The sequence below is a fragment of the Streptomyces sp. NPDC001093 genome, assembly GCF_040298985.1.
Classification (GTDB): Bacteria; Actinomycetota; Actinomycetes; order Streptomycetales; family Streptomycetaceae; genus Streptomyces.
The window spans coordinates 68479-85644 of record NZ_JBEPBF010000024.1 but is presented as its reverse complement, the minus strand read 5'-3'; the positions used below and the strand labels follow the sequence as shown (position 1 = coordinate 85644).

Here is a 17166-nt window from a genome sequence, read left to right as displayed (position 1 = left end):
TTTCCACTAGGTTGCGCCCGACAGAGGACGCACGTGCTGAGACCGCCGGGCGCCGCACCTCACTGGCCCCGGGTTGCAGGTGGTCCCAGCCAACCGGCAGCGTTGATCAGCCCCGCCCGCCCAGCGGCACTTCGGCAAGGACGTCCCACTTGATCTCGCGGCGGTCGTGCCATTCGGCGACCAGTGTCAGCGTGGTGACCGGCATGGTGACTTCGCCCCCGGGTAGATCGGACAGCAGCACCTTAAGCAAGCTGCGGTCAGCCAGGTGGCCCTCAGCACCGGCATATGCGTGTGAAAGATGGGGATACGAAATGGACGGGATGCGCGGCCACCGGTCGCCGACCACTGTGTTTTGCGCCGCCCAGGCCAACTCCCACAAGTGACGGTGCGGAGCGCCCGGGTAACCCTTGGACTCGATCGCCACAGTGCCTACGTCCGGGCGTGAGAGCGTCAGCTCAAACGGGTCGGTCTCGGCGGCGCGCTTGGCCACCTCGTCCACAAGCTGGTCAACCTCCAAGGAACTTGCGCTGTCCTGGGGGCCTGCGTGCAGCACGGTGATGTGCATCCACTCCGGCGCCACCGGGCACAGCCCGGGCTGCTCAGCCAGCGTGCGGTACGGCTCGTACAGGTGCTCGCGGGCGAACGCTTCCGGTGGGATCACCAGCCAATGGAGATCCTTCCGCCCGGGCGGCCAGGCATGGGTACGGCCTTCGACTCGTGCGAAAAAGTCCTCCATGGCAACCAGCCCTTCGACGCGATGAATCCGCGTAGACGCTATCGGACGCAGCTAATCCCCGAAGGCGTATGCCAAGAATGACCAGATGTGACACCCCATGAAGACTGAGCTGTCTGGGGTAGCCGGAGAACCCTCTCCCGGCAGAGCAGTGATGCGGAAAGCACACCGATTTCACGACCGTTACGCGGGCGACTCTCGTGGGTGCCCCTTGGTGAGTTTCTCCTCAAGTTCGGCCATGGTGCGGGTGAAGGCATGCTCAAGGTCCGCGCCGTAGAGGTGGGCCAGGACAATGACCGACCAAAGACAGTCGGCAAGCTCGTGTTCCAGTGCCGCCCGGCCGCCTGGCATAGCTCGGGTGCCTTCCTCGGCCATGACGAGCTTCGCCAGGTCTCCGACGTCCCCCATGAAGCCGAGCATGAAGTCGGTGCGCGTCCAGGTGCGGCCGCGCTCGCGCTGGTTATGCCGGTCGTACAGAGTGTGAATGCGAAGCGCCTGATGCTTTAGCTCGTCAAGGTCCATATCGACTGTGTCCCTTTCTGTGGATCTGCAGGGGGAGGCCGGGGCGGCCCGAGCGGGCCATCTGTAGTCGATTCAGGCTGGGGGGGTATCGGTCGAGCACGTGGGGAAGGTACTCCGCGCCTGGTCCGAGCCTGGTGGCCTCGGTGCTAGAGGACACGAAGGCGACCGCGTCGAGCTCCGGTCCTACTCCGTGATCGGACTCGCAAGCGGCAAGGTCCTCATGCTGACGGCGTACGAATGCGCTGGATACCGGTGGGGCCAGGAAGTGGAAACCGAGGCTGCCGAACCGGCGTCCGCGAGTGATCGTCCACAGCCGCAGCTCCTCCTCGAACACGCGGATACCGAGTTCCTCAGCCACTTCGCGGCCCGCGTGCTGGCGGAGCGCGTCCAGCTCAAGGGCATCACCGGTCGGTGGGGGTTCTGCTGATCCTCCGGGGAGGGTCCAGCGGCCGGGTGCTGCTGTGGTGGAGGAGCCGCGTCCGATAGCGAGTCCGCTCTCGGTCGGCAGCAGGACAGTGACGAATACTGCCCCCGGTACGTGCTCGGGCGGTCGGAGCTGGCGCAGGGCCCTGTGTCGGTAGGTCATGCGTGCCCAGCTCGCCACTAGTTGGCCGGACGAGGGCAGGTCGACACCCAGACTCCCGACCAAGGGGCCGTCGAAGACAGTCGGGTTTCGGGCAGTCGTCTCCTCCCAGATCCGATCCACCTCGGCCTGCTCCCATGCTGACAGAGTTGGTGGGGGCTGTTCCACGAAGGTGACGCGGTGCGCGTCGAAGAACTGGACAGGGGGATGGCTGGGTTGCATGGGAGGCGCCCTCCAGGACGAGACTCGGCGGGTGCGCAGGGCGCAGCCGCGGATCAGCTGGCATTCACGGAGGCGGGTCGGGCTCTTCCTTCGCTGTTCGCGCCATGCAGCATCCCGTGGCGCCTGGCAGCAGACCCGTTGCGGCTATGAGCGAACCGAGGCGAGGGTGATGGACATCCATGGCACGGCGTCCTCGCGGTGCGAGTGCCCGACGGGCTCGATGCCGCGTTGGTCGTCGAGGCTGAACCCGGTCATCATGACGGTGCTTGAGTTGTCGGCGACGGAGATCAGGTGGGTTCCGCAGCGGGGGCAGAAGCCGCGGTGGAGAGTCGGCCACGTCGAGTACCAAGTGGGCTCGCCGCCGGGGCCGGTCCAGGTCAAGCTGTCCTTGCGGAAGCCCACCCAGAGCACGGCCGGACCACCCGAGATACGCGTTTCGTGGGGGCACGAGCACAGATGGGGATCATCCGGCAGGCCGCTCACCTCGTATGCGATGTCACCGCACTGGCATCGGCCGGTTCGGATCTCTGACTCTGGGGCCAGGACGGTGACAGCCTGTTCGGTGGTCTTGGATCCGTCGGCTTGCCGGCGTTCGGACACTAGGCGGGACGGTGTGCGCACCAGCACCGGGTCACCGGAAGCATGGCGCGTGGTGTTGCCGCAGGTTCCGCGCTCGGTTTGTTCGGAGGGACGGGTCATCTCGGCCATGGATCTCCTCGGTAGAAATCGGATGTGGACGGCAACGTGGTGGAGGCGTCTAGCAGGTGCAGGATCGATGGGAGGGGGTATCCCGATGCGCGTGAGCCGGGCTCCGCCGGGCTCAGGTCTGACGGACACGCGGGGATGCCGATGTCGATGACGTGGGTTATTGACGAAGCCAGCCACCCGAATGGCGCGTTGCCCCAGACGATCACGCGCCTTCCAGGGCCGCGGCGGCTGTTTCGGTGCGCTCAACAGATGCAGGGCGGTGTCCGTTACTGCCCGGCCACTGGAACACGAGGCGGCTGTCGATCTTGTCCAGGACGTACCCCGCGGGCAGCTGCCGGTCGGCGGTGCCGGTCGGGTGAACGGTCAGGACAGGGTCGTTTTGCTTGCCGTCGTTCTTGCGCACGTCGCGGTCCCAGGCTCTCACCGTGGTCGCCAGCTGCTCGGCGAGCTGTGGGCCGTGCTGTCCGAAGGCGTGGACGACCCACTCCCACTCCTTTTCGGCAGGGCTGTCACCGTGCCGGGTCTGGACGTGGATGAGGTAGGCCAGTGAGGCGTCGCCGAGGATCGCCGGCGCGTCGCCGTCCTTCGCGATCTGGGTGACGCCGGTGCCTTTGTCCCGGTGGGCGGACAGACGGACGAAGCCTGGCAATGTGGTGGCCGCGTAGAGCTGCAGCGAGCCGAAGTAGAAGCCCGCCCCCATGGTGACCCCGGTGGCGACCTCGTGGCGCGGCCCGCGCAGCGCCTCCTCCAATCCGTGCGTCGAGGCGGGGGTGCCGTCTTCGAATCGGAGCTTCAGCTCGCCGTCGAGGAAGTCCACGACCGGGATGGGACGGGCGTGTTCGCCCTGGGCGCGGAGGAATCCGCAGTGCGTGAACTTTCGCGCGTGCAGCACCTCGCCGCGCCGCTCGAACGCGATCGCCCTGGTGTAACCGTGGATTTCGAGGGGCAGGACCAGACGCCCGCCCTCAGCGACCTGCTCCCGCCAGGAGGGGGAGATATCCCAGCAGTTGTAGGTGATCACAACTGCATCGAAGCCACCGCGCGGTACGAGGTGTGAGGGGGCACCGAGTGCCGCATCGCCCTGGAACGCGGTGACACGGCCGCTGCCGGCCTCTGCGGTCAACCGCCGGGTCCGGTGCACGACGTAGGGGTCGATGTCTCCGGTCACCACCCTGCCCGTGGGGCCAGCCACATGGGCAACGAGCTCGGCGTTGTAGCCGCCGGATCCCGCCTCGAACACGATCGCTCCCGGCTTCAGGCACAGGCTCTGGAGCATGTCGGCCTGGAGCCAGGCCGCGGACACCGAACTGGTCGCCTTTCCATTCTCGTCGCGGCGGGTGATGACGGCCCGGTCGCCGCCATCGTACGCGGTCTTCAGGTCTTTCTCGGGAACGAAGCGGTGCCGGGGCACCGTGCGCAGCGCCTGCTGTACCGGTTCGGAGGGCGCCCAGCCGCCGTCGATGACCGTCTTGGCCATCTGCTGGCGCCGCCGGACAGCTTCGGCCGGTTCGCCGGGCACGGGCGGTTGGTCGATCGCGAGCGGATAGGAGTGGACCGGTGCAAGGCCGGGGATAACCCCGGGCCAGATCGCGTCCAGTGCCTGCGCGGCAGGGGTGAACACGGGACCGAGGCAGGCCAGGGCGTGCAGGTCATGCCACTCCCACCGGTCGAACAACTGCCGTTCTCGGTTGGCGAGGGTGCCGGACCATGCGGTGATGCGGACGACCGCGGTGAGCCGCGGCACGCCGTGGCTGTCGTCGGCCAGCATCGTGACCACGTGCGCGTCCGAGGCCGAGGCGGTCAGGCCCGTCTCCTCGGCCAGTTCCCGAACCGCCGCCGCCTCGAAGGACTCCGCACCACTGGTCTTCCCGCCGGGAAGTTCCCACATGCCCCGGCGAGAGCGGCCGAGAAGGACCCGGCCGGCCTCGTCGGTGACGACCGCAAGGGCGCCTGTCACAGCCAGACCGGTGGGCGGTCGCTGCCGCTCCACCGCCCGGGCGCCGGTGTGGCACGGGCCGCGCAGGACCAGGACGGCGAGCTGGTCCGCCTCCAGCCGCTCGACGGTCTCCCAGCCTTCGGTGAGCAGGCGGACCTCGTCCTCGTCGAGGGCGATGTCCCGTCGTTCGGCCGGGGTGTGCTCGACCACAGGGGTGATGACCACAAGCGTGCCGCCGGGCCGCAGCCGTTCACCGAGCCCGTGCAGGATGCGGCTGCGATCGCGCAGGAAGGGGTACATCAGCCGCATGGTGACCAGGTCGTAGCCGTCTTCGTGCAGCTCTGCCGGGTCGTCGCGCTCGATGTCCAGGCAGATCCAGCGCACCTGCTCGACGCTGGCGTGTTCGTCCCGGGCCCGGGCGAGAGCACTGTCAGCGAAGTCGACGGCGTCCACCGTGTAGCCGAGGGAGGAAAGGTAGGCGGCCAGGCTGCCGGTGCCGCAGCCCACGTCGAGCGCCCGTCCGCCGCCGTCGGGGACGGGAGCGTGCTCGGCGAGCAGGGCCCGCTCGCGCTCACCGAGTTCCCGGAACCCCTTGCCGTCGGCATAGTGCTGCTGCCACTGGTCGCGGACGACGTACGCCACAGTCGTGCTCCTCAACTGCTTTTATGCTGGTGGGTGGTGTGGTGTGCTGGTCAAAGACGGTTCGTTGCGCGGAGCCGGGCCAGGGCGCGGCGGCCTCGCTCGACGAGTTCCGGGTCTCCGTGGGCGACGCCGTACTGGATGCCGGAGACGGCATCCAGTACCGACAGGACGACCAGGTGCTCTTCTTCGGCGGGGGTCAGGGGGCGGCCGTAGCCGGTCATCAGGGCCTCGTGCAGGTCCGGCCGGCCGTGCCAGGCGTCGGACAAGCGAACGAAGTCCCTGACGGCCGGACCGCCTTCGCTTCTTTCGAAGTCGATTACGTACAAGGTGCCCGTCGACTGCTCCCAGCGAAGGTTCCGCCGCTGGCAGTCACCGTGCGTGGGAACCCTCTCCAGGGCCGGCAGACCAGCGGCCCCCTTTGCGGTGGCACGGATGAACGCCTCGTCCCCGGGCTCAAGGTAGTCGCGTGCGCCGTCGAGGTGCCGTTCCAGCTTTTCGAGCGGCAGGGAGGCGGGGAGGGGCGGCAGTGCCGGGGCGCTGCGGTGAATGGTTGCTGCGAGCTGCCCGATGCGGTGGAAGATCCGTCGCTCCTGGTCGGGTGAGTGAACGGCGCCGTGCAGGGAGCGGCCGGGTACCGCGGTGATGACGATGGCCCGCAGTGATTCGTCGGCGGCCACCAGACGGGGTGCCAGCGGACCCAGATAGGGAACCCAGCTGCGGTATGCGGCCAGCTCGCGCTGGTGGAAGCGGTCGTTCTGGTGGATCTTGACGAACCACACCCCATCTTCGGCATCGCGTGCCCGCCACACTTGGCTGCCCTTGCGTGCCCAGGAGACATCCGTCCAGCCGGTGATCCGGCCGACCGCCCGCTCGACGAAGTCCCGCACCGCGTCCTTCGGCACGGTGCCTGGACCGGCGTCGGGGACGAGGCGCAGCCGGTCGACGGCCGGGTCGTAGGCGATGGGATCGCCGGGCTCCTGGAAGTGCAGGGCGATCCGGGCTCCGGCCCGGTAGGCGTCCAGCCCGGCCCGGCAGTAGGCCACCATGGGCTGCGGCAGCGCGTCGAGTGAGAACCAGCCCATGGAGTCGCACCGGTCCGGCTCCATGACGCGGGGGCTGCCGCGCCAGTGCCGGACCTCGAAGAAGAACCCGACGCGTGCGCCGCCGCCGGGGGAGCGGTGGTGCACGGTGACGGCCGCGCGGACATCAGCGGGATCGACGAGGACGCCGGTCTCCTCGCTGGTCTCCCGCACGAGCGCGGACACGACATCCTCTCCGGGGTCGAGGTGACCGGATGGGAGATGCCAAAGTCCTGTCGCGTAGACGTCGCCGGCCCGCCGGGACAGGAGCACTTCGGGGCCCGTCTCGGTATCGCGGACCGCGACCAGGTGCACGTCCAGTGGCTCGGTGTGCCGCCCCCCGCTCACCGGTCACCGCCGGGGCGGCGCGCGAGCAGCACGGTGAACACGGCGTCCTCGATGAGCCCTTCACTTCGGGCGTGTTCCTCCAGCAGCAAGTGGGCCTCCCGCTCGAACCGTGCGTGCTGATCGCCGAAGAGCGCCGGGCGGGCGAAGCTCGTGCTGCGCAGATAGCCGACCACAGCTGCGGGTGTCCACGTGCGGCGGACCGGGAACCGGTGCTCGGTGACGTCGCTGAACGCGGATTCGGCGAGGTCGTCCTCGTAGCGGCGCCCCGGCTCGGTGTACGCCCCAGCGGTGCCGGCCCGCCGCTCGGGGCCGAGGTAGGACTGGATGAGCCGCTGCAGATCCGCCGTCCACTGCGCTTGGTAGGTCCAGAGGCTGCCATCCCCCATGATCGCCACGCTGGCCCCGGAGAGGTGACGCGGTCGGCCATCGTGAGGACCGCGGGCCGGGGCATCCAGTGAAACGCCCGCGCGCAGGTGACCAGGTCCGATCGGTAGCCGTCGAAGGGCGGCGTGAAGTCCTCGGCTCGCACGCAGTGGAAGCCAGCGGGACTGTCACCCAGGAGCGGGGCGAGGACTTCAGTGGCCTCGCGGAGCATCCCGGGGTCCGGATCCACCAGGTCCAGGCGGGCGACATTAGTGAGAGCGGGAAGCAGCGCAGCCGCAACCTGCCCGGTGCCGCAGCCGAGATCGAGCAGGACAGGCCGGGCGACGTCCTTCACTGTGCCGGCGAGCAGGCGGACCGCTTCGGACGGGATACCCGGCCGGTATCGGGCGTAGTCGGCCGCCGCCGAGGCGAACAGGCCCCCGGACTCTTCTCCCGGGCGGCCCCTCATGCGTGCTCCAGCAGCGCACGCAGTGCGACGGCGTCCGCCTGGAGCTGCGCCTCGCCCTGACGGTCCGTATCGAGGGCCGACCATGGGAGCGGCCCGCCTGGCGCCGGGTCGGCATCGTCGGCGTACCGGGGAACGATGTGGGTGTGGAGGTGGGGTACCACGTTGCCGAGGGTGGAGTAGTTGAGTTTCACCGGCTGGTAGAACGCCGTCAGGGCCTTGCCGAGCGTCAGGGTGTCGGCCCAGTACGCGGCGGCATGGGTGTCCGACAGGTCGGTGGGCTCGGCGACGTGCGGTGCGCCGCGGTGGATCAGTACGCAGTAGCCCCGCACCTGGCCCGAGCGCCACAGGTAGGCGTTGGCCACTTCGCCCCGGTGGAGCAGGATGCCCCAGCCGATGTCGTCGGCGGTGAAGTCGTTGCCGCACATGGGGCAGCCCTGGCCGCCGCGCTGACGGAGGAAACCCTCGGACCACCCGGCCGGCCGACGGGGGCCGTCGGCGGGCCGAGAAGGGGGTTTGGTTTGCTGGGTCATGGACAACTCCCAACCGATGGAGGCGTCTGGTGGGGGACGGTGGCGAGCGGCGGCAGCGTCCAGGTGAGGGCCATCCGGCCGGGACCGGAGGTGACGTGTTGCGGGCCACCGCCGTCCGGAATGTCGACCCGGTACGTGTCCGGGCGGCCCGCCCGCTCCCAAGCGTCGTGGAGATCTTCGAGTTCGGCCCACACATCACGCGGCCCGTGCACGCGGACCGTGCCGTCGCCGTGACCGGCCACCGCCCAGGAGTCCTCCTCCGGGGCGACGATGGTCATCGTGTCGGCCTGGAAGTCCCTGACCAAGCCCGGTGCCAGGTACGCGGCGGCGATCCAGAAGCCGTAGGCGTCATCGTCGGGCGGCGCGAGCCGGATCGGGCGCTGCCGGCCGGGGTCGGCTTTGACCCGGGGCCGGTGATTCACGGCGGTGAGCCACTCGTAACCGAGCATGGGCCGGTGGCCGCGCGGCCTGCCCGTCAGCACCACCTGCAGCCTGCCCTTCCGCGTGCGGGTGGCGCGGATCTGGCCGGGCCAGCTGGGCGTCCTGGTCACGAGCGTGGTCAGCAGCGTTCCGCCGGGGGCGAGCTGCTCCACCCATGCCAGCGGGAGAGACGGCACGCCGATCCCGGAATGGATCCGGTCGTACGGTGCCCCGGCGGCGTGTCCGCCGAGCGCGTCACCTTCGATGACCACCGCCCCCAGCCCGAGCCGGTCCAGGTTCCGCTGGGCGAACACACTCATGTGCGGATCGCGTTCGACACCGGTGGCGAGGCCGGGACCCGTGACGGCAGCGGCGAGCGCGAGAGAGATCCCCGGACCCGAACCCAGGTCCAGGAACCGCTGCCCGCGCTCCAGATTGAGCCATTGCAGCACCTCGACGGTGGCGGGGGCATAGGTGCTCATGGAGGTCATGTGGCCGCCGGTCACCGGGCCCCGGCCTAGGGCATCCAGCGGCTCGCCGTCGCGCTGGAGCAGGACGGAGTCGCCGCTGTAGACGAGGTCGAGCCACTCCGCCTGGTCGTCGGGATGAGCGCCGTCCAGAAGCCGCCACTGGATCGGCTCGATGCCAGGACCGCTCTCCCGGAGATAGGCATGGGGGAGGAGCAGTTCCCGGCGGACCCTGAGCAGGGCGTCGCGCAGCAGCGGATCGGTCAGCACACCATCGGTGACGAGGCGGTCGACCATCGCGGTGCGTGCGGCAGTGGTGACGGCGAGCAGGTCAGCGGACATGGGCTCGCGCATCCTCAGCCTCGGGCGTTCTGATGCGCTCGACGAGGAGCCTTCTGCTCGTCCTTGCACAGCCGAACCCTCGGCCGTCGTTGCCGTACTCGGCCCGGGCAGCGCGGACGCATCTCTCGTCCCGGCGCTGTGCTTGGAAGTGCCATCCGTCCGCTGGGCGGTTTCTGGCCTGGGCCGGGGCACGTTCCTCTCCGAGGTGCTCACTTCTGCCGCCTCCAGCCCATCTCGGTATACAGCCGGCCTGCGCGGATTCCCTCGATGGCCGCTCGTGTGTACGGGACGGTCGGCTCCGGCAGGCTGTCGATGGGCCACCAGGCCCACCGCAGGCACTTGTCCTTCTCCAGCACGCGGGGCTCGCCCTGCCATCGGCCGGCCTGGAAGAAGAGCTGGATGCGAGGGATGGCGTCCTCGTGGTCGAGGAGGTGCACGGTATGCACGAGGGTGAGGTCTTCCTCGGCGACGACCAGTTCCGCCTCCTCCATCGCCTCCCGTACTACGCATGTCCGGACCGGTTCTCGTTCCACGTGCCCGGCCAGCGCGTGCCAGTGGCCGCCCGCGTATGCCGAGTCCGGGTGTCGCTGCCCGAGCAGCACCATGCCGTCCCGCTCCAGGTACAGGTGGCCGCCGATCACGTTCAGTTCCGCGCTCACGCCGTACCACCTCCGTCCGCCGCGGGATTGCGCTGTCCCTCGCCGGCGGGGGCGGCGTGGGGTGAAGGGGATGGGGAGGGGAGGGATGGTTGCACGAGTGGGTCTCCTGGACGGGAGGGGGCAGCCTGGTCTCGGTCTCCGGGCATCTGGCGGAGGCCGCGCAGTGGGGAGCGGTAGAGGACCACGAGGGGGACGAGGAGCAGGCAGGTACCGACGATCAGGGTGGGCCGTACGCCGATGCGCGTCCCGAGGCCGCCCGCGACCAGGGCGGCTACCGGCCGGGCGCTTGAGGTGAGCCAGGTACTGGCGGCCTGCATGCGGGCCTGCATGTCATCGGTGGTGACGACCTGACGAATGGAGCGTTGGGTGGTTCCTGCCGCCGCGGCGCAGGCCAGCTGGAGAAACAGGGCGGCGCTGATGGCGATCTGCCAGGTCAGGGCTGGGGAGGCGAGCAGCAGCGGGATCTGGGTGAGCGGGGTGAGCGCGAGCGCGACGAGCATCATCGGCCCGGGGCCGTACCGTCGGGCGAGCGCCGGGGCGGCGAGCGCTCCTGCCGCCGCGCCGAGAGCTCCCAGCCCCAGGACCACGCCGAAGGCGGTCGGACTCATCGAAAGGAACTTGAGCAGGTTTGTTTCCGCAGAGCCTGTGTCCCCCGCAGGCCGTGTTGCTTTGCAGGGCGGCTGGCGCAGACGGTCGTGTCGCGTTGCGGTAGCGCATCCTGTTGCAATTTCGGCCTGGTTCTCTGTGAGGAAGCACACAGTACCGGCGACTCTCGTGGCCGAGTCCTACGGCATCCGAATTGGCAGCGGACAGGAGGTGTTTCCCTCGACGGGCCAGGCCCTGTGCAAACCCCAATGGGTCAACTCAGCCGACACAGCAGGACCTTCGTCACCACTGAAGCCCGCGTCCCCGGTCCCCGCAAACGTCCCGATCGGCGGGCCTGTGTCCTCGTCACCTGTAGCAACCACATTGGTAGTGCTAGCCCAGCACGTCGCGCCCGGCGGGGAGCCCGAGCACGCCCGCTAAGCGGTTCTGGTGAAGTTTGCTGCTGATCCTTGATGCGGGTTCGTTGGCGGGTCAGCGCCTGGTCCATGGCGGGGGCGATGGCGTCGATGCTGGTGTGGGCGCGGTGGGGGTAGTCCTCGTACTTGGCCGAGCGCCAGATGCGTTCGATGTCGTTGAGTTCGGGGCTGCGGGGCGGCAGGTAGAACAGCTCCACCCCGATCCTCGCGAGCTGCTCGCGGCAGCCCTTGAACTCCTTGTCCAGGTGCGCGGAGGCGTTGTCCAGCACCACGGTGCACGGCCTCGGCCGCCGCCAGACAGGCAGTGCGGGGCCGCCACCGTCCGCGGCCGGGGCCAGCGCGGCGGCCCCGCCGGGCAGGCCGGCCAGCCGACAGCAGACGAACTCCAGCAGCACGGCCGCGTCGATCTTGCAGGGAGTGTGCTCCCAGCACAGGTCAGGATCGGCACCCACGACCAAGGCGCCCAGCACGTTGATACGCCGATCGCTCTTGTCCTCGCGCGGCACCACCGGCGACTTACCCTTGGGCGCGACGAATTCCGCACTCCCTCGGCCCCTGGCACTGGTCCCTGCCAGTCAGCCGAATCGCACGCTCAACGGCAGCCGCACACCGAAGCGCAGGGTCTGCCCCGGCTGAGCCGCGTCGAGGAATTGATTCGGGTCGCATTCCGCGTCCTCGTACAGAATGGCGGTGCTGTTCGTTCCGTTGTGGACGCTGAGTGCCTCGCCGCTGAGGATGAAACAGAAATGGTCGGGCGGATTGTCGATGGTGGTGATTCCCCCGGTGTCCGCGCGTTGATAGCTGAAGCTTCCCGTGGCGGCCTGGGCATCGGTGCAGAGCCCGGCCATCGCGGTGAACAGCGACAACGCCGCACCGGCGACCAGTACCGACCTGGCTGTCCGCTCACCTGTGAGTACCCGCATGAGTGCACGCATCCGCGATCTCTCCCTCCCTGTGCCCATCTCTCCCTGTAGCTGGGCCATTTGAGAGTCCTCTACGGGCATGGGCAGGGGAAGCGACTCACCCCGCTGTCACTCGGACGGTGCAGCGCATACCCTCGACGTTCGGGCGCGGGCGGGCGCCCGGAAGGCCATTACGCGACCGTTTGCGCTGTTGTCAGCAGCATTTTTCCTGCGGAACCATCGAGTGACCCAGGGGGTTCCTATGCACGGGCGAGTTACGCCACGCAAAGCCCTACGGAAAGCTACTACGCGAAAAGTGGCGCTCGGGCCGGCCGCTTGTTCGGCGATCTCCATTCCGGTCCGGATCATCACCGCATCTGGTAGGCGGACCGCTGGCCACGCATGCCGGGACCACCTCATGCCCGCACGGCCGGAGGGGAGAACCCTGGAGGTATGGCCAGGAGCAACGTCCGGCGGTGCAGCCAGTGTGCGATCGAGCTGCCCGAGGGCAGCAGGCGGTTGTGACTGGTCGCGTAGCTGGCGGGTGTTCACGAAAGATGGCGGGTCCAGGTCGCCGAGTGGGCCGGGGTGCGCGCCCCGGTGCACTGTCGCACGATCACGCCACGTTCGACGGAGTCGGCATGATGTGACGCTCTGTGCGTATACGTTCTGGTTGCAGCGTTGCCTCTTCGGTGCTGATGCCGAGTTGCCCGCCGTGGAATGGGAGGACGCTTGTGGCCACGAGGGACTCAATTCCCGAGGCGCCCGGCGCGCTGCCGCTGGTCGGCCATGCTCTCGCGCTGCTCCGTGACCCCCTGGGGTTCCTGAGGGCTTTGCCCGCTCAAGGCGATCTCGTGCGGATCCGGATCGGTCCCCTTCCCGCGATCGTCGTCTGTGACCCTGCGCTCACCCGGCACGTACTGGTCACTGACCGGGTGTTCGACAAAGGGGGAAGCCTGTACGACCGGGCCCGTGAAGTCGGCCCCGGTGTCCTAGCCCAGACACCAGCCGCAAAGTACGTCGCGGGTAGCCGGACGCGCCCCGTTTCCCGGTCCTGGGCGCCTTCGTTGGTCTGATCGAGGGATCGAGGCCAAAGGGGCGGGCGTGCGGCAAGAGTGGTCGCCAGAGGAGCTGCTGGCGAACTGGACGCTGGTAGACGGCGACTGGGACCTGGTGGCGAACAAGAGCGGGACGACCCGGCTCGGCTTCAGCCTGTTACTGAAGTTCTTCGAGCTGGAAGGCCGGTTCCCCGATGTGCTGGAAGAGGTCCCGCCGGCCGCGGTGGAGTACGTCGCCGATCTGGTGAAGGTCCAGGCCACCGACTTCGCGAAGTACACGCTGGTCGGCCGGACTGCCGAGTACCACCGCAGGCAGATCCGCGAGGCCCTGGGGTTCCGGCCGTCGACGGTCGCGGACGAGAAGGCGCTGGCCGAGTGGCTGGCCGTGGAGGTCTGTCCGGTCGAGCTGGTGGAGGACCGGCAGCGCGAGGCCCTGTTGGTGGAGTGCCGGGCACGGAAGGTCGAGCCGCCGGGCCGGACCCGGGTCGAGAAGGTACTCGTCGCGGCGCGGGGCAGGTGGGAGAAGACGTTCTGTGCCCGCACGATCGGCCGTCTGGGCGAGGCGGGCACGGCTCGGCTGCTGTCCCTGGTGGCCGAGGACAACGAGGTGGGGACCGCCCTGCTGGCCACGCTCAAGCGCGACCCCGGCGCGGTGGGGCTGGATTCCCTGCTGACGGAGATCACCAAGCTCAACGACGTGCGCAAGCTCGGGCTGCCCGAGGGGTTGTTCGCGGACTGCTCGCAGAAGCTGGTGGCCGCCTGGCGGGCGCGGGCGATCAAGATGTATCCCTCGGACTTTCGCGACACGAGCGAGGACGTACGGATCACCCTGCTCGCGGCGCTGTGCTCGTCCCGTCAGGCGGAGATCACTGACACCTTGGTCGACCTGCTGGTCGCCCTGGTCCACAAGATCAACGCTCGGGCCGAGCGGCGGGTGGAGAAGCAGCTCACCGCCGAGTTGAAGAAGGTCCGTGGCAAGGAGGGCATCCTCTTCAAGCTGGCGACGGCCGCCGTCGACAAGCCCGACGAGGTCGTGCGCCGGGCGCTGTTCCCGGTGGTCGGGGAGAAAACGCTGCGTGAGCTGGTGGCCGAGGCGAAGGCGAACGAGAAGGTTTTCAAGGCCAAGGTCCGCACCACGCTGCGCTCCTCCTACAGCTCGTACTACCGGCAGATGCTGCCGCCGTTGCTGAACACGCTGGGCTTCAGGTGCAACAACACGGCCTACCGGCCGGTGATGGACGCGATGAAGCTGCTGAAGAAGTACGCCGGTGTCGACGGGAAGACCCGCTTCTACGACGCCACGGACGTCGTGCCGATGGACGGCGTGGTGCGCAAGGACTGGCGCGAGGCGGTCGTCGACGACAAGGGCAGGGTCGAGCGGATCACGTACGAGCTGTGCGTCCTGGTCGCGCTGCGGGACGCGGTCCGCCGCCGCGAGATCTATGTCGAGGGCGCGGCCCGCTGGCGCAACCCAGAGGATGACCTGCCCGGCGACTTCGAGGCCACCCGCGCCGTGCACTACGCCGCGATCCGCCAGCCGCTGAACCCGAGGGCGTTCATCGCGGACCTGAAGAAGCGCATGACCGTCGGCCTGGACCGGCTGTCCGGCGCGCTCGCGGACGGCTCGGCGGGCGGGGTGAAGGTCACCACCCGTAAGGGCGAGCCCTGGATTACCGTGCCGAAGCTGGAGCCGCTGGCCGAGCCCACCGGACTTGCTGCCCTCAAGGAGGAGGTCGCACGCCGCTGGGGGGTCCTGGACCTCCTGGACGTGTTGAAGAACGCCGACTTTCTTACCGGTTTCACCGAGGAGTTCTCCTCGGTGGCCGCCTATGAGCGCATCGAGCGTGACGTCCGCCAGCGCCGCCTGCTGCTGGCCCTCTTCGCGCTGGGCACGAACATGGGCATCCGGGCGATCGTGGCGACCGGCGAGCACGGCGAGAGCGAGGCCGCGCTGCGGCACGTGCGCCGGCACTTCATCACCGTCGACAACCTCCGCGCGGCGGTGACGAAACTCGTCAACGCCACCTTCGCCGCCCGCGACACCATGTGGTGGGGCCGCGGCACCGCATGCGCGTCGGACTCGAAGAAGTTCGGATCCTGGTCCTCGAACTTCATGACCGAGTACCACGCCCGCTACGGCGGCAACGGCGTGATGATCTACTGGCACGTCGAGCGGAAGAACGTCTGCATCTACTCCCAGCTCAAGTCCTGCTCGTCGTCCGAGGTCGCGGCGATGATCGAGGGCCTCCTGCGGCACTGCACGGACGCCGAGATCGAGTCCAACTACGTCGATACCCACGGCGCGAGCGTCGTCGGGTTCGCCTTCACCGAGCTGCTGAACTTCCGCCTGCTGCCGAGGCTGAAGAACATCGGCAGCATCCGCCTGTACCGCCCGGACGACACCCCGCCCGGCTGGCCCGCCCTCGGCGCCTCACTGACACGGCCGATCCGATGGGACCTGATCGAGCAGCAGTACGACCAGATGGTCAAGTACGCCACCGCGCTGCGGCTCGGGACGGCGCAGGCCGAGCAGGTGCTGCGGCGCTTCACCCGCGGCGGCCCCAAGCACCCCACCTACGCCGCGCTCGAAGAACTCGGCCGTGCCGCGCGCACGATCTTCGCCTGCGACTACCTGGCCAGCCCCGGCCTGCGCCGCGAGATCCACGGAGGGCTGCAGGTCGTCGAGAACTGGAACTCGGCGAACACCGTGCTGCACTACGGCAAGGACGGTGCCCTGACCGGCCCGGACAAAGAACACGCCGAAACCTCCATGCTCGCCCTGCACCTGCTCCAGTCCAGCCTGGTGCACGTCAACACGCTCCTGGTGCAGCAGATTCTGGCCGAGCCGGCGTGGGCATCAAGGCTCAGCGACGAGGACCGGCGGGGCCTTACAGCGCTGTTCTGGTCCAACATCAACCCCTACGGCACCTTCCGCCTGGACATGGACAAGCGCCTCGACCTCGGGCCGGCCGCTGCCGTGCCCCACCCCCGGACCCCGGCGGACGCCGCCGACCTATCGAGCACGGAGACACGATGACGGACTTCCGCAACCTCACCGACCCCCGGACGAACGAGGCAGCGTGGCAGGCGCCCGGCCGCGGAACACCCGGCCATGGCCTGGAGTCCCACTCGCAGTGGATGACAGCGTTCTGGCATACCAGCAGGATGGTCGGAAAAGTGCTTCCTCCGACCGGCAGTGACGCACTGCGCTATATCGCGCCACAGGACCGCGATGTCCTCGAAGAATTCTTCGACCGGTACTGCCGCAGGTTCCCTGTCACGCAGAATCTCAACCCGAAGCATCTGAAGGACCAGACACATTTGACCGTCATGGCCTTCCCGAAAGTGCGGGATTTCGACACGCTGGCCACGCTGAACCATGCCATGCTGATGACTTTCTACGTCGACGACCACCGTCACCAGCTGGATCTGGTGCGACTGCTCGACGACAGCACGGCAGATCCGGTGCTTCACGCATTCATGAAATATCTCAGGAGTGAGATCCCCGGAGCCTGTGAGGGGTTCACGGACACGTTCCGGGAGTTCCTTGCCGGGAACCTGCTTCAAGGCAAGATCAAACGAAGCGAGCTCCTGTATAGCAGGGTGAAAAGCGTGACCATGGGCATCGTTCCCCTCCACTACCTGCGATGGCGCCTATACGGGCTCCCATCCGAAAAATTCGGCGCCCTGAAACTCCACAACTACCTGCACTGGCTGGAACTCGACACGGTACTGGTCAACGACCGGTACTCGCTCGGCAAGGAGTCAGACTCCCGCGAGTGGAACGCCCTTGCAGCACATGAGCTGAGCCACGAAGAGCTGACCGCCATGATCGACGACAACTACGTCCACCTGATCGGGGGCCTCGGGGAACTGTTGGCAACCGAGGAAGACCAAACGTGCGTGGAAGCATACGAAGACTTCAAAATCTGCGCAGACGCCACGAAAACCTGGGAAGAGTTCTCACCCAGGTACCACACCGACCGGAGCCAGGCGGGGCCCGCAGAGCCGGGACGCGCTCAGCCGGTGCACCCCCGTATCCCCTACGGTCCGACGGGACTGGGAACAAAGGGCCTGCGACTGGGCATCAGCAGCACCGGCTGACGGCCTGGAGTTCCTCACCGGGGAGAGCTCAAAGGCTCGCACGACCCCTCCGGCATC

15 protein-coding genes and 1 pseudogene are annotated in these 17166 nt (G+C 68.4%); 3 read left to right on the top strand and 13 right to left on the bottom strand.

All coding sequences use genetic code 11. The features are described from left to right. Positions 1-106 precede the first annotated feature (106 nt). Together ABT288_RS15205 and ABT288_RS15200 are read right to left on the bottom strand one after the other, a co-directional pair. The gene (locus ABT288_RS15205) at positions 107-736 is read right to left on the bottom strand and encodes a 2'-5' RNA ligase family protein (protein ID WP_351607075.1); all 630 of its coding nucleotides are present in this window, start codon (positions 734-736) and stop codon (positions 107-109) included. Between the two features lie 180 nt (positions 737-916). Beyond that, positions 917-1255 (bottom strand): MazG nucleotide pyrophosphohydrolase domain-containing protein, encoded by a 339-nt coding sequence (locus ABT288_RS15200; protein WP_351607072.1) that lies wholly within the window; start codon positions 1253-1255, stop codon positions 917-919. 190 nt (positions 1256-1445) lie between these two features. On the opposite strand from ABT288_RS15200, the gene ABT288_RS15195 reads away from it, so the two are divergent. Then, on the top strand, positions 1446-1682 hold the full coding sequence (locus ABT288_RS15195) for a hypothetical protein (protein ID WP_351607069.1): 237 nt from the start codon (positions 1446-1448) through the stop codon (positions 1680-1682). A gap of 522 nt (positions 1683-2204) precedes the next feature. On the opposite strand, the gene ABT288_RS15190 is transcribed toward ABT288_RS15195, so the two are convergent. The 11 genes and pseudogenes from ABT288_RS15190 to ABT288_RS15140 form a co-directional block, all read right to left on the bottom strand. Beyond that, entirely contained in the window at positions 2205-2768 is a 564-nt protein-coding gene (locus ABT288_RS15190; protein ID WP_351607066.1) for a GFA family protein, read from the bottom strand. Between the two features lie 202 nt (positions 2769-2970). After that, complete coding sequence (fxlM, locus tag ABT288_RS15185; protein WP_351607064.1) at positions 2971-5346, bottom strand: methyltransferase, FxLD system; 2376 nt, start codon at positions 5344-5346, stop codon at positions 2971-2973. Between the two features lie 50 nt (positions 5347-5396). After that, the gene (locus tag ABT288_RS15180) at positions 5397-6740 is read right to left on the bottom strand and encodes a phosphotransferase (protein WP_502972752.1); all 1344 of its coding nucleotides are present in this window, start codon (positions 6738-6740) and stop codon (positions 5397-5399) included. Between the two features lie 29 nt (positions 6741-6769). Further along, entirely contained in the window at positions 6770-7159 is a 390-nt protein-coding gene (locus ABT288_RS15175) for a hypothetical protein (protein WP_351607059.1), read from the bottom strand. Between the two features lie 74 nt (positions 7160-7233). Next, positions 7234-7605: pseudogene (locus ABT288_RS15170) on the bottom strand (class I SAM-dependent methyltransferase); the annotation flags it as partial. Continuing rightward, positions 7602-8135, bottom strand: a complete 534-nt coding sequence (locus tag ABT288_RS15165) for an HIT family protein (RefSeq protein ID WP_351607056.1) — start codon at positions 8133-8135, stop codon at positions 7602-7604. The pseudogene ABT288_RS15170 and the gene ABT288_RS15165, both read right to left, overlap by 4 nt. Further along, positions 8132-9364, bottom strand: a complete 1233-nt coding sequence (locus ABT288_RS15160) for a methyltransferase domain-containing protein (protein WP_351607053.1) — start codon at positions 9362-9364, stop codon at positions 8132-8134. Before ABT288_RS15160 ends, ABT288_RS15165 begins: the two co-directional genes overlap by 4 nt. 209 nt (positions 9365-9573) lie before the next feature. After that, the gene (locus ABT288_RS15155) at positions 9574-10023 is read right to left on the bottom strand and encodes an NUDIX hydrolase (protein ID WP_351607051.1); all 450 of its coding nucleotides are present in this window, start codon (positions 10021-10023) and stop codon (positions 9574-9576) included. After that, positions 10020-10631: an MFS transporter gene (locus ABT288_RS15150; protein ID WP_351607050.1), complete on the bottom strand. Its 612-nt coding sequence runs from the start codon at positions 10629-10631 to the stop codon at positions 10020-10022. The genes ABT288_RS15155 and ABT288_RS15150 overlap by 4 nt, the downstream gene beginning before the upstream one ends. A 251-nt stretch (positions 10632-10882) precedes the next feature. Further along, positions 10883-11554, bottom strand: coding sequence for a transposase (locus ABT288_RS15145; protein WP_351607047.1), 672 nt, complete (start codon positions 11552-11554; stop codon positions 10883-10885). Between the two features lie 66 nt (positions 11555-11620). Next, the gene (locus ABT288_RS15140) at positions 11621-11980 is read right to left on the bottom strand and encodes a hypothetical protein (RefSeq protein ID WP_351607045.1); all 360 of its coding nucleotides are present in this window, start codon (positions 11978-11980) and stop codon (positions 11621-11623) included. Positions 11981-13051: 1071 nt separating this feature from the next. Between ABT288_RS15140 and ABT288_RS15135 the strand changes: the two genes are divergently transcribed. Both ABT288_RS15135 and ABT288_RS15130 read left to right on the top strand, forming a co-directional pair. Continuing rightward, on the top strand, positions 13052-16042 hold the full coding sequence (locus ABT288_RS15135; protein ID WP_351607043.1) for a Tn3 family transposase: 2991 nt from the start codon (positions 13052-13054) through the stop codon (positions 16040-16042). After that, positions 16039-17109: a hypothetical protein gene (locus ABT288_RS15130; RefSeq protein WP_351607041.1), complete on the top strand. Its 1071-nt coding sequence runs from the start codon at positions 16039-16041 to the stop codon at positions 17107-17109. Before ABT288_RS15135 ends, ABT288_RS15130 begins: the two co-directional genes overlap by 4 nt. Positions 17110-17166: the final 57 nt, after the last annotated feature.

What these genes read in the sequence shown, in the direction of transcription:
- ABT288_RS15205 (WP_351607075.1), bottom strand. Translation starts at nt 736, where the DNA reads ATGGAGGACTTTTTCGCACGAGTCGAAGGCCGTACCCATGCCTGGCCG.
- ABT288_RS15200 (WP_351607072.1), bottom strand. Translation starts at nt 1,255, where the DNA reads ATGGACCTTGACGAGCTAAAGCATCAGGCGCTTCGCATTCACACTCTG.
- ABT288_RS15190 (WP_351607066.1), bottom strand. Translation starts at nt 2,768, where the DNA reads ATGGCCGAGATGACCCGTCCCTCCGAACAAACCGAGCGCGGAACCTGC.
- ABT288_RS15175 (WP_351607059.1), bottom strand. Translation starts at nt 7,159, where the DNA reads ATGGGGGATGGCAGCCTCTGGACCTACCAAGCGCAGTGGACGGCGGAT.
- ABT288_RS15165 (WP_351607056.1), bottom strand. Translation starts at nt 8,135, where the DNA reads ATGACCCAGCAAACCAAACCCCCTTCTCGGCCCGCCGACGGCCCCCGT.
- ABT288_RS15160 (WP_351607053.1), bottom strand. Translation starts at nt 9,364, where the DNA reads ATGTCCGCTGACCTGCTCGCCGTCACCACTGCCGCACGCACCGCGATG.
- ABT288_RS15150 (WP_351607050.1), bottom strand. Translation starts at nt 10,631, where the DNA reads ATGAGTCCGACCGCCTTCGGCGTGGTCCTGGGGCTGGGAGCTCTCGGC.
- ABT288_RS15140 (WP_351607045.1), bottom strand. Translation starts at nt 11,980, where the DNA reads ATGCGTGCACTCATGCGGGTACTCACAGGTGAGCGGACAGCCAGGTCG.
- ABT288_RS15130 (WP_351607041.1), top strand. Translation starts at nt 16,039, where the DNA reads ATGACGGACTTCCGCAACCTCACCGACCCCCGGACGAACGAGGCAGCG.